This window comes from Bosea sp. (in: a-proteobacteria), assembly GCF_023953965.1.
GTDB lineage: Bacteria > Pseudomonadota > Alphaproteobacteria > Rhizobiales > Beijerinckiaceae > Allobosea.
This window is the reverse complement of record NZ_JAMLIX010000001.1, coordinates 1,587,247-1,598,857: the sequence shown is the minus strand read 5'-3', so window position 1 is coordinate 1,598,857 and position 11,611 is coordinate 1,587,247. Positions and strand designations below refer to the sequence as shown.

The window sequence follows — 11,611 nt, the reverse complement described above, 5'->3', positions numbered from 1 at the left end:
TCGCGGGCGATGCGCATCTCCCTGTTCAGGCGCCAGCCGGACCCCGACCGGATCGAGGTCGTGCATGCCGGCACGCTCTATCCCGTCCTGATCAAGCGCCGCGCCAATGCGCGGCGGATGACCCTGCGCGTCTCGCAGGCGACGGGCGAGATCACGCTGACCCTGCCCGAGCGGGCCGAGTTCGCCGCCGGCCGGGCCTTTGCCGAAAACCATGGCGGCTGGATCGCCGCGCGCATGGCAAAGCGCCCCCGCGCGGTCCCCTTCGCGCCCGGCGAGGTGATTCCGCTGCGCGGCGTGCCCCATCGCATCGTGCATGGGGCGAAGGCGCGCGGGCTGACGCGGGCGACGCGCGACGGCGACGGCGCGCCTGTCATCGCGGTGGCGGGCGAAGCGGCCCATCTGCCGCGCCGGGTCAGGGATTTCCTGCGGCGGCTCGCGCTCGAGGATCTGGAGAAGGCGGTCGGCCGCCACACCGCGACGCTCGGCATCCCCGCCCGCGGGATCGCCATCCGCGACACCAGGAGCCGCTGGGGCTCCTGCTCCTCGCAAGGGCATCTCAGCTTCTCCTGGCGCCTGATCCTGGCGCCGCCATCGGTGCTCGACTATCTCGCGGCCCATGAGGTGGCGCATCTGAAGGAGATGAACCATTCCCACCGCTTCTGGGCGCTGACGCACCGGCTCTGCCCCCACACGCAGGAAGCGGAGGCCTGGCTGAAGCGCCACGGCGCGGGCCTGCACGGCTATGGCTGAGCCGGCCCTGCCGCAATTTCGCCGTTAACCACTTTCTGAGCCCTGCTCCCTCACACTGGACGCCGATTCGCCGCCAGCGTGAGTATGCCTATGGGTCAGGTCATCGCGTTCCGCCTTCCGCCGCAGCCGGCCGCCACCGCCAACGAACCGGCGCTCGGCCTGTTGTCCGCCGTCGATTTCGCCCTGCGCGACCTCGCCGAGATCCTGCCCCATATCGGGCTCGCTTCGGCGCGCGAGCAGGCCGAGGCCTGCCGGGCGATGCTGGCGCAAGCCTTCGACGCCGAGATCGAGGCCGAGCTCGGCAGCTGATCGCCGCCGACGGGGTTCGATGCCTCTTGCGGCGGCGGGCATTTCGCGTCATCTCGCGGAAAGGAGGCCCGCCTTGCCGATCACCCGTCGCCGATTCACCCGCGGCCTCGTCGCGACGCCGGCCCTCCTCGGGGCCGGTGGCACAGCTGCCGCCGGCCGGCCCGTGACCGTCGCCTCGCTGCTGGGCGAGGACAAGCCGGAGACCAGGATCTGGCGGCGCGTCGCCGAGATCCTGGCGCGGACCGCGCCGGGGCGGTTCGACCTGCGGATCGTGCCCAATGCGGCGCTCGGCGGCGAGAAGGAGGTCACCGAGGGCCTGCGGCTGGGCTCGATCCAGGCCGCGCTCTCGACGGTTTCCGCCCTCTCCGGCTGGGTGCCGGAGGGGCAGATCCTCGACCTGCCCTTCCTGTTCCGCGACCGCGATCATCTCGCGCGTGTTCTGGCAGGCCCGCTCGGGAGCGAGCTCAAGGCGCGCTACGAGGCCCAGGGCTTCATCGTGCCGGGCTTCATCAACTACGGCGCCCGCCACCTGCTGGCGAAGGAGCCGCTGACCACCCCGGCTTCCGTCGCGGGCAAGCGCATCCGCGTCATCCAGAGCCCGCTGCACACCGCGCTCTGGTCGAGCTTCGGCGCCTATCCGACGCCGATCCCGATCCCGGAGACCTACAACGCGCTGAAGACCGGCGTGGTCGACTGCATGGACCTGACCAAATCCGCCTATGCCGGCTTCCACCTGTACGAGGTCGTGCCGATCCTGATCGAGACTGGCCATATCTGGGCGAGCGGCGTCGTGATGTTCGCCGCCCCCTTCTGGAAGGCGCTGGCGCCGCCGGACCGCGAGGCGCTCACCGCGGCGGTGGCGGAGGGAATAGCCTATTTCGACGCCCTGATGCGGGCCGACGAGGACGCCTCGATGGCGCAGGCCGCCGCCGAAGGCGGCAGGGTGGTGCCGGCCGAGGACCGCGCCGGCTGGCAGGCGGGCGCGCGCCAGGTCTGGGCACGCTTCGCGCCCGAGCTCGGCGGCATCGAGCGGGTCGAGGCGATCGCCCGGAGCCCCTGAACCCGGCATGCGCGAGATCCTCATCATCGGCATCGGGGCCGGCAATCCCGAGCATATGACGCTCGAGGGCATCGCGGCGCTGAACCGCGCCGATGTCCTGTTCATCCCCGACAAGGGTGAGGAGAAGGCGGGCCTGCGCGCCTTGCGCGAAGCCATCTGCGCCCGCTTCATCCGCAAGCCCGATTACCGCACGGTCCCGGTCGCGATCCCGCGCCGCGCCGAGGCGGAGGGCGACTATCGCGGCGCCGTCGACGACTGGCACGCGCTGATCGCGGCGCGCTACCGCGCCCTGTTCGAGGCCGAGCTCGAGGACGGGCAGACCGGCGCGCTGCTGGTCTGGGGCGATCCCGCGCTCTACGATTCGACGCTGCGCCTCATGGAGCGCGTCGCGGCGTCGGGCCTTGCCCTCGACTGGCGGGTCTATCCCGGCATCAGCAGCGTCCAGGTGCTGGCGGCGCGCCACCGCATCGCGCTCAACACCATCGGCGCGCCGGTCCTGATCACCACCGGCCGCCGGCTGGCGGCGGGCTTCCCGGCCGATCAGGACAGCGTCGTCGTCATGCTCGACGGGGCTGAGGCTTTCGCCGGGATCGACCCGGACGGACTCGACATCTTCTGGGGCGCCTATCTCGGCACGGCCGACGAGATCCTGCGCGCCGGCCCGCTTTCCGCGCTCGCGGCCGAGATCGCCGCGTTGAGGGCGCGGGCGCGCGCCCGGCACGGCTGGATCATGGACACCTATCTGCTGCGTCGCCGCCCGGCTTGACGCGAGCGTCCGCATCCGCCATCGCTCGCGCCGATCTTTCTGGAAGCGCCGGAGCCGACCCGATGTCCCATGCCGATCTCAGCCAGACCATCGACGCCGCCTGGGAAAACCGGGCCGAGATCGGCGTTGAGACCAGAGGCGCCGTGCGCGAGGCGGTCGAGCAGGCGATCGAGATGCTCGATTCCGGCAAGGCCCGCGTCGCCGAGAAAGAGGGCGCCGACTGGGTCGTGCATCAATGGCTGAAGAAGGCGGTGCTGCTCTCCTTCCGCCTGACCGACAATCGGGTCATCGCCAACGGCCCGGGCGAGGCCGTGTTCTGGGACAAGGTGCCCTCGAAATTCGAGGGTTGGGGCGAGGACCGCTTCCGTGCCGCGGGCTTCCGCGTCGTGCCGCCGGCGGCCGCGCGCAAGGGCGCCTTCATCGCGCCTGGCGTCGTGCTGATGCCCTCCTTCGTCAACATCGGCGCCTATGTCGATTCCGGCACCATGGTCGACACCTGGGCGACGGTCGGCTCCTGCGCCCAGATCGGCAAGAATGTGCATCTCTCGGGCGGCGTCGGCATCGGCGGCGTGCTCGAGCCGCTGCAGGCCAACCCGACCGTCATCGAGGACAACTGCTTCATCGGCGCCCGCTCCGAGGTGGTCGAGGGCGTGATCGTCGGCGAGGGCTCGGTGCTCTCGATGGGCGTCTTCATCTCGGCCTCGACCAAGATCGTCGATCGCGCCACCGGCCAGGTCCATATCGGCAAGGTGCCGCCCTATTCGGTGGTGGTGCCGGGCTCGCTGCCCGGCAGGCCGTTCCCGGACGGGACGCCCGGCCCCGCCCTCTCCTGCGCCGTCATCGTCAAGACGGTCGATGCGCAGACCCGCTCCAAGACCGGGATCAACGAGCTGCTCAGGGACTGAAGCCGCGCTCAGCCTGCCGGCGAGGGCGCGCCGCTGCCCTGCGGCGCGTCGGAGGCCGGCGTGGCGCCATGGGCATCGGCCAGCGCGTCGCGCAGCTTCTGCTCGCGCGAGCGGTCGAGCGAGGTCTTGAGCACGGTGCCGCCTGTGCCGCGGATCGCGTCCAGCACCTTGTCGCCGGTCATCTTGTTGACCAGCACGAACAGCGCCGCGTTGCCGGGCTGGAGGCTGGCGGAAAGCTCCTTCATGAACTTGTCGTCGACGCCGTAATCGGTCAGCGCCCCGCCGAGCGCGCCCGACGCCGCGCCCAGCGCCGCGCCGAAGACCGGCATCAGGAAGATCGCGCCGATCAGCAGGCCCCAGAAAGAGCCGGAGACGGCGCCGAGCGCCGTGGTGTTCATCAGTTGGTTGAGCTTCACCTTGCCGCCCTCGTGCATCACGGCGATGGCGGCGTCGCCGATCTCGAGCAGATAGTCCTTCTGCAGGCCGATGAGCTTCTGGCGCATCTCCTCGGCGCGGGCCTCGGTCGGATAGACGATGACGACGAGATCGGACATGGCAAAACTCCTGCTCGGGATGCCGGCATGCTGGCCCGTCCGGATGGCGGGCTCAAGGCAACGCGCGGCCGGCGCCGGCGGTTCCGGCCGCACCATTCGCCGCGATCGCCCGGCGGTCTATGCCGCGCGGCCACGCAGCGGCAACTCCTCCATCCGGGCGAGCGACAGGAAGGCGAGCGCGAAGCCGAGGCTCGCGGCGCCGAAGACATAGCGGAACAGCGTCACCATGGTCTCGTGGTCGACGGTGCCGAGCTTCAGCGCCTCGTGGGAGAGATGCGCGCCGGCCGCGCCGACGCCGCCGAGCACGATCGCGCCGAACACCGCGACGATCAGCGCCCCGCTGGTCTGGCGGAAGAAATTGGCCACCGCCGTCGCCGTGCCGAGCTGATGGGCCTGCACCGCATTCTGGGTCGACACCGTCGCGACCGGAAAGAGCGTGCCCAGCCCGATGCTGACGGTCGCCAGGAGGACGCAGAACGGCACGAGCGAAAGCCCGCCGGCGAAGGCGGCGAGCACGCCTGTCCCGGCGCAGGCGACGGCAAGCCCGGCCAGCGGCACGCGCTTGTAATGGGTCAGGCGCGTCATCGCCCGGCCGGACGTGCTCGCGCCGACGACCGTGCCGCAGGTCAGCGGCAGGAGGCAGAGGCCGGACTGCGTGGCGCTGAGGCCCATCACCGTCTCGAAATAAAGCGGCAGATAGATGGTGAGGCCAATGAAGGTGCCGACCCCGAAGCCGGCCGCCATCGTGCTGTGCCGCACGACGCTGTTGGCGAGGATATCGAGCGGGATCAGCGGCTCGGCCGCCCGGCGCAGGCGCCAGGCGAACAGGCCCCAGAGCACGAGGGCGGCGCCGACCAGCACGGCGATCGGCCAGGAGCGCCAGGGATAGGCGGTGCCGCCCCAGGACAGGGCGAGCAGGAGCGACATCGTCGCCAGCGTCATCAGCATAGCGCCGAGCACGTCGAGCTTGTGGGGGCGCTCGTAGCGCGGCAGCCGCTTCAGCGCCCCGCTCGACAGCCAGTATGCGCAAAACCCGAGCGGCAGGTTGATCCAGAAGATCACCGACCAGTGCAGCCGCTCCGCGACGGCGCCGCCGAGCACCGGGCCGAGCAGCGAGGAGGACATGAAGACGCTGGCGAAATAGACTTGGTAGCGCCCGCGCTCCTTGGGCGCCACCATGTCGCCGACGACGGTCTGCGCCAGCGCGATCAGCCCGCCGCCGCCCAGCCCCTGCACGAAGCGCGCGACGACGAGCAGCCACAGCGACGGCGCCAGCGCGCAGGCGATCGAGCCGATCACGAAGACGATGATGCCGGACAGGAGCGTCACCCGCCGGCCATGGATGTCGGCGAGCTTGCCGTAGAGCGGCGTGACCGCGGTCGAGGCGAGCAGGTAGATCGTGACGATCCAGGACAGATGCGTGACGTCGTCGAGATCGCGCCCGATCGTCGGCAGCGCGGTCGCGACGATCGTCTGGTCGAGCGCGGCCAGGAACATCGCCAGCATGACGCCAACCAGGATCGAGCGGATATCCGCGGCCGTCAGCGGGGCGGCCTCATGCTGTGTATCGAGCCGCTTATCCATGCAAACTGTCATCTCGCCGGCGTCTGAGGAATGGCGGAGGTTAATGACAGCGTGCGCCATGCGCCAGAGACGTGGGCGGCGGGGCGGACCTGCGGCGGGGGCGGGGCGAGGCGCGAGACGCTCGCGAGGACACGCCCGGGGACACTCCCGGGTTGACGAAAGCGCGCGCCGCGCGCGCTATGAGGCCCGCCCGACGGCGAGACGAGGAAGACCGGCCATGCCGCTGCTCACCATGAACAACGCGATGCTGGTGGTCATCGACATCCAGGAGAAGCTCTTGCCGGCGATCCATGACGGCGAGACGATGCTGCTGAATGCCGGCCGCCTCGCCGAGGCGGCGCGCCTCCTCGACGTTCCCATGGTCAGGACCGAGCAGTATCCGCGCGGCCTCGGCGCGACGGTCCCCGCTCTGGCCGAAGCGGGGCCGGCGATCGCGAAGATGAGCTTCGACGCCTGTGCCGAGCCCGCCTTCCTCGAAGCCGTGGCGGGGGATCGCGAACTGGTGGTCTGCGGCTGCGAGGCGCATGTCTGCGTCGGCCAGACGGTCATGACCCTGCTCGAGCATCGCCGCCGCGTCGTCGTGGTGGCGGACGCGATCGGCTCGCGCGCGCCGCGATCGCTCGAGACCGCGCTCTCCCGCATGGCGCGCCACGGCGCCGAGATCGTCACCACCGAGATGGTGCTGTTCGAATGGCTGCGCAGCGCCGAGCATCCGCAGTTCAAGCCGATCTCGAAGCTGATCCGCTGAGCGGCGGCGGGACGCCCCCTCCGCATTCCGGGGCGCGTCGCTTGCGCGAAACCCCGGAATGACGGAGCGGGTCAGAGCGGCTTGCGGATCGCCTTCGCGATGACGCCGACGATGCCCTCGCGGAAGAGCAGCACGCAGACGACGAAGACGATGCCCTGGACGACGGTGACCCAGGCGCCGAGGGTTGCGAGGTAGTTCTGCATCGCGACCATGACGGCGGCGCCGACGATCGGCCCGAAGACGGTGCCGAGCCCTCCGACCAGCGTCATCAGCACGACCTCGCCCGACATCGTCCAGTAGACGTCGGTGAGCGAGGCGAGCTGGAAGACGATCGCCTTGGTCGCCCCCGCGAGCCCGGCGAGCGTGGCCGAGAGCACGAAGACGGCGAGCTTGTAGCGGTTGACGCGGTAGCCGAGCGAGATCGCGCGCGGCTCGTTGTCGCGGATCGCCTTGCAGACCTGGCCGAAGGGCGAATGAATGATGCGGTAGATCAGGAGAAGCCCGGCCATGAAGATCGCGGCGACGAGCCAGTAGAGGGTGCGGTCGTCGGCGAGGCTGATCAGGCCGAGGAAGCTGCCGCGCGGCACCGCCTGGATGCCGTCCTCGCCGCCGGTGAAGCGCGGCGTCTGCAGCGAGAAGAAGAACACCATCTGCGCCAGCGCCAGCGTGATCATGGCGAAGTAGATGCCCTGGCGGCGGATCGCGAGCGCACCGAAGACGAGGCCGAGAAGCGCGCCGACCGCGGTGCCGGAGAGGATGGCGAGCTCCGGCGTCAGGCCCCAGTTCTTGGCGGTGTAGGCCGAGACATAGCTCGCCATGCCGAAATAGGCGGCGTGGCCGAAGGAGAGCAGCCCGCCATAACCGAGCAGGAGGTTGAAGGCGAGCGCGAACAGCGCGAAGCAAAGGACCTTCATCACGAAGACGGGATAGACGGCGAAGGGCGCGACCACCAGCAGCGCGGCGATGGCGACGAAGATGTTGCGGTGCAGGCGCGCCGCGCCGTCGTCGGTCTCGGTGAGGGTGAGGCCGGAGGCTTCGGAGGTGGCGAGATCGGTCATGGCGTCGTCCTTCAGGCGGCGCGGCCGAAGAGGCCCGCGGGCTTCACCAGGAGCACCAGCACCATGATGACGAAGATCACCGTCGCGGCCCCTTCCGGGTAGAACACCTTGGTCAGGCCCTCGATCAGCCCGAGCGAGAAGCCGGTGACGATCGCGCCCATGATCGAGCCCATGCCGCCGATCACCACCACCGCGAAGACGACGATGATCAGGTCGCCGCCCATGTTCGGGTTGACCGCGTAGATCGGCGCGGCGAGCACCCCGGCGAAGGCGGCGAGCGCCACCCCGAAGCCGTAGGTCAGCGTCACCAGGAGCGGCACGTTGATGCCGAAGGCCTGGGTCAGGGTCGGGTTCTCGGTCGCGGCGCGTAAGTAGGCGCCGAGCTTGGTCTTCTCGACCAGGAACCAGGTGCCGAGGCAGACGATCAGCGAGGCGGCGATCACCCAGGCGCGATAGTTCGGCAGGAACATGAAGCCGAGATTGTGGCCGCCGGAAAGCTGCGGCGGGATGGCATAGGGCAGGCCGGAGGCGCCGTACTGGTTGCGGAACAGGCCCTGGATGATCAGCGCCAGGCCGAAGGTGAGCAGGAGCCCGTAGAGATGGTCGAGATGGGCGATGCGCTTGAGCAGGAGCCGCTCGATCGCGACGCCGGTCGCGCCGACGACGATCGGCGCGACGATGAGCGCCGCCCAGTAGTTGACGCCGAGATAGTTCAGGCACATCCAGGCGACGAAGGCGCCCATCATGTATTGCGCGCCATGGGTGAAGTTGATGATGTTCAAAAGCCCGAAGATCACCGCGAGCCCGAGGCTGAGGATGGCGTAGAACGAGCCGTTGATCAGGCCGAGCAAGACCTGGCCGAACAGCGCCTGCGGCGGGACTCCGAGAAGCTCGAACATGCGGGGCGCTCAGATCATCTGGATGTATTCACGGAACGCCGCGCGTCATTCCGGGCGCAGCGAAGCGGAGACCCGGAATCCATCGAAAGGCAGGTTTGCTTCATGATGGATTCCGGATCGGCGCCGCTTCGCGGCTTGTCGGGAATGACGGCGGAGGGTTGGACGCCGGTTACTTGACGAGCGCGCAGCCGGTCTCGGCCAGCGGCTGGAAGGCCTGCTCGGCCGGCAGGACAGAGATCTGCCTGTAGTAGTCCCACGGCCCCTTCGACTCGGAGGGCTTCTTGACCTCGTAGAGATACATGTCGTGCATCTTGCGGCCGTTGGGGCGGATCGAGCCCTTGCCGAACAGCGGATCGTCGGTCGGCATCTCCTTCATCTTGGCGACGACGGCGCCCGCATCCTTGCTCTTGGCCGCCTCGACCGCCTTCAGGTAATGCAGCAGCCCGGAATAGACGCCGGCATGGACCATGGTCGGCTTCTTGCCCCCGTTGAGCTTGGCGAAGCGCTCCGACCAGGCCCGCGTCTGGTCGTCCTTGTCCCAGTAGAACGATTCGGTCAGGACGAGCCCCTGCGCCGCCTGCAGGCCGAGCGCATGGACGTCGCTGATGAAGACGAGCAGCCCCGCGAGCTTCTGCCCGCCGGCGACGATGCCGAACTCGCCCGCCTGCTTGATCGCGTTGGTGGTGTCCGTGCCCGCATTGGCGAGCCCGATGACCTTGGCCTTGGAGGCCTGCGCCTGCAGCAGGAAGGAGGAGAAGTCGGTGCCGGGGAACGGCGTGCGCACCGCGCCCAGGACCTTGCCGCCCGCCTTGGTGACGGTGGCGCTGGCGTCGCGCTCCAGCGCATGGCCGAAGGCGTAGTCGGCGGTCAGGAAGAACCAGCTGTCGCCGCCGGCCTTCACCATGGCCCCGCCCGTGCCCTGCGCCAGCGCGTAGGTGTCGTAGGTCCAGTGGATGGTGTTGGCGTTGCAGGCCTTGCCGGTCAGGTCCGAGGAGCCGGCCCCGGAATTGATGTGGACCTTGTTCTTTTCCTTGCTGATCTGGCTGACGGCGAGCGCGACCGAGGAGGTCGGCACGTCGAGGATCAGGTCGACGCCGTCCTGGTCGTACCATTGCCGGGCGATGGTCGAGCCGACATCGGGCTTGTTCTGGTGGTCGGCCGAGACGATATCGACCTTGATGCCCTTTTCCGCCGCCTTGAAATCTTCCACCGCCAGGCGCGCGGCGATGACCGAGCCCTCGCCGGAAAGATCGGCATAGAGGCCCGAGCGGTCGTTGAGCACGCCGGCCTTGACCGAGATCTGCTGCGCCAGGGCGGGGCTCGCCATCAGGGCCGCGAGCGCGGTCGTCGCGAGGATGGTCTTCAGCTTCATGGTCGTTCTCCCTCTGTTGGATGCGGGCCGGGCCGGTGTTCTTCTCAGGATCTGCACGGCTTCAGACCCCGAGATAGCGCTGCAGCTTGTCGATATTGGCGTCGAGCTCGGCATTGGGGATCATGTCGACGACCTTGCCCTGCTCGACGACGTAGTGCCGGTCGGCGACCGTCTGGGCGAAGCGGAAGTTCTGCTCGACCAGGATGACGGTGAAGCCGTCCTGCTTCAGCTTCGCGATGGTCGCGCCGATCTGCTCGATGATGACGGGGGCGAGCCCCTCGGTCGGCTCGTCGAGCAGGAGCAGATGCGCGCCGGTGCGCAGGATGCGCGCGATCGCCAGCATCTGCTGCTCGCCGCCGGAGAGTTTCGTGCCCTGGCTCCTGAGCCGCTCCCGGATGTTGGGGAAGAGCGTGAAGATCGCCTCGAGCGAAAGTCCGCCGGGGCGCACCTGCGGCGGCAGCATCAAATTCTCCTCGACCGAGAGCGAGGAATAGATGCCGCGCTCCTCCGGCACGAAGCCGATGCCGAGCCGGGCGATCGCGCGCGAGGGCAGCTGAATCGTCTCCCTGCCCTCCATCACGACCGAGCCCTTGCGCTTGGCGATCACGCCCATGATCGATTTCAGCGTCGTGGTCTTGCCGGCGCCGTTGCGCCCGAGCAGCGTCACCACCTCGCCCGCGGGCACGTCGAAATCGATGCCGTGCAGCACATGGGATTCGCCGTACCAGGCTTCGAGCCCGCGCACCTCGAGCAGCGGGGCGGCGCCGGCGGCGGCGGCCGGCGTCCTCGGGGCCTCAGTGATGGCCATGGCCGCCTCCCGAGCCGATATAGGCTTCGACCACGCGCGGATCCTTCGAGACGGTGGCGTAGTCGCCCTCCGCCAGCACCTGGCCGCGCGCCAGTACGGTGATGCGGTCGCACAGCGACGCGACGACCGAGAGGTTGTGCTCGACCATCAGGATCGTGCGGTCCTTCGAGATCCTGCGGATCAGCGCCGCGATGCGATCGACGTCCTCGCGGCCCATCCCGGCCATCGGCTCGTCGAGCAGCAGCATCTCCGGATCGAGCGCCAGCGTCGTCGCGATCTCGAGCGCGCGCTTGCGCCCATAGGAGAGCTCGCCCGCGGTCAGGCCGAGGAAGGGGGTGAGGCCGACCGCCTCGACCAGGCTCTCGGCCTCGGCGTCGAGCGCCTTCAGCACCCGTTCGGAGCGCCAGAAATCGAAGGAGTCGCCGCGCTTGCGCCGTTGCAGGGCGATGCGGACATTGGTCTTGACCGGCAGCTGCGGGAACACCGCAGAGATCTGGAACGAGCGCACCAGCCCCAGCCTTGCGATCTCCGCCGGCTTCTCGCGGGTGATGTCGCGCCCGTTATAGACGATGGAACCCCGGGTCGGCGCCAGGAATTTCGTCAACAGGTTGAAGCAAGTCGTCTTGCCTGCGCCGTTCGGCCCGATCAGGGCATGAATAGTCCCGCGGCGCACGCTGAGATCGACGCCGCTCACAGCTGTAAAGCCGGCAAATTCCTTGGTCAAACCTGATGTTGAAAGAATAATATCCTCAGGCATTCCGGTTACCGGCTTTCATCAGCTTTATCGTTCTTGCTTGA

At 69.0% G+C, this 11,611-nt stretch carries 13 protein-coding genes; 6 read left to right on the top strand and 7 right to left on the bottom strand.

The features are described from left to right. The first annotated feature begins 9 nt into the window (after positions 1 to 9). The 5 genes from M9917_RS07430 (at position 10) to dapD (ending at position 3,790) form a co-directional block, all read left to right on the top strand. Complete coding sequence (locus tag M9917_RS07430; RefSeq protein WP_297252317.1) at positions 10 to 750, top strand: M48 family metallopeptidase; 741 nt, start codon at positions 10 to 12, stop codon at positions 748 to 750. Positions 751 to 840: 90 nt separating this feature from the next. Continuing rightward, the gene (locus M9917_RS07425; RefSeq protein WP_297252315.1) at positions 841 to 1,059 is read left to right on the top strand and encodes a hypothetical protein; all 219 of its coding nucleotides are present in this window, start codon (positions 841 to 843) and stop codon (positions 1,057 to 1,059) included. 19 nt (positions 1,060 to 1,078) lie between these two features. Next, positions 1,079 to 2,119 (top strand): TRAP transporter substrate-binding protein, encoded by a 1,041-nt coding sequence (locus M9917_RS07420; protein WP_465246339.1) that lies wholly within the window; start codon positions 1,079 to 1,081, stop codon positions 2,117 to 2,119. Positions 2,120 to 2,126: 7 nt separating this feature from the next. After that, on the top strand, positions 2,127 to 2,885 hold the full coding sequence (gene cobF / locus M9917_RS07415) for a precorrin-6A synthase (deacetylating) (RefSeq protein WP_297252311.1): 759 nt from the start codon (positions 2,127 to 2,129) through the stop codon (positions 2,883 to 2,885). 62 nt (positions 2,886 to 2,947) lie between these two features. Next, a complete protein-coding gene (gene dapD / locus M9917_RS07410) occupies positions 2,948 to 3,790 on the top strand; it encodes a 2,3,4,5-tetrahydropyridine-2,6-dicarboxylate N-succinyltransferase (RefSeq protein ID WP_297252309.1) in 843 nt (280 codons plus the stop codon). A gap of 8 nt (positions 3,791 to 3,798) precedes the next feature. Here dapD and M9917_RS07405 read toward each other — a convergent pair whose 3' ends face one another. Next, a complete protein-coding gene (locus tag M9917_RS07405; RefSeq protein ID WP_297252307.1) occupies positions 3,799 to 4,344 on the bottom strand; it encodes a DUF1269 domain-containing protein in 546 nt (181 codons plus the stop codon). A 117-nt stretch (positions 4,345 to 4,461) separates the two neighbouring features. After that, the gene (locus tag M9917_RS07400; RefSeq protein WP_297252305.1) at positions 4,462 to 5,928 is read right to left on the bottom strand and encodes an MDR family MFS transporter; all 1,467 of its coding nucleotides are present in this window, start codon (positions 5,926 to 5,928) and stop codon (positions 4,462 to 4,464) included. Between the two features lie 217 nt (positions 5,929 to 6,145). Between M9917_RS07400 and M9917_RS07395 the strand changes: the two genes are divergently transcribed. Beyond that, a complete protein-coding gene (locus M9917_RS07395) occupies positions 6,146 to 6,676 on the top strand; it encodes an isochorismatase family protein (RefSeq protein WP_297252303.1) in 531 nt (176 codons plus the stop codon). A 71-nt stretch (positions 6,677 to 6,747) separates the two neighbouring features. Here the strand turns inward: M9917_RS07395 and M9917_RS07390 are convergent, their stop codons facing one another. From M9917_RS07390 to M9917_RS07370, 5 genes are all read right to left on the bottom strand, one after another. Beyond that, positions 6,748 to 7,734, bottom strand: coding sequence for a branched-chain amino acid ABC transporter permease (locus M9917_RS07390; RefSeq protein ID WP_297252301.1), 987 nt, complete (start codon positions 7,732 to 7,734; stop codon positions 6,748 to 6,750). Between the two features lie 11 nt (positions 7,735 to 7,745). Continuing rightward, complete coding sequence (locus M9917_RS07385; RefSeq protein ID WP_297252299.1) at positions 7,746 to 8,633, bottom strand: branched-chain amino acid ABC transporter permease; 888 nt, start codon at positions 8,631 to 8,633, stop codon at positions 7,746 to 7,748. Between the two features lie 169 nt (positions 8,634 to 8,802). After that, positions 8,803 to 10,005: an ABC transporter substrate-binding protein gene (locus tag M9917_RS07380; protein ID WP_297252296.1), complete on the bottom strand. Its 1,203-nt coding sequence runs from the start codon at positions 10,003 to 10,005 to the stop codon at positions 8,803 to 8,805. Between the two features lie 61 nt (positions 10,006 to 10,066). Beyond that, positions 10,067 to 10,813 carry an ABC transporter ATP-binding protein gene (locus M9917_RS07375; protein WP_297252294.1) on the bottom strand — a complete coding sequence of 249 codons (747 nt, stop codon included), beginning with the start codon at positions 10,811 to 10,813 and terminating at the stop codon, positions 10,067 to 10,069. Beyond that, a complete protein-coding gene (locus M9917_RS07370; RefSeq protein WP_297252292.1) occupies positions 10,800 to 11,570 on the bottom strand; it encodes an ABC transporter ATP-binding protein in 771 nt (256 codons plus the stop codon). The genes M9917_RS07375 and M9917_RS07370 overlap by 14 nt, the downstream gene beginning before the upstream one ends. Positions 11,571 to 11,611 lie beyond the last annotated feature (41 nt).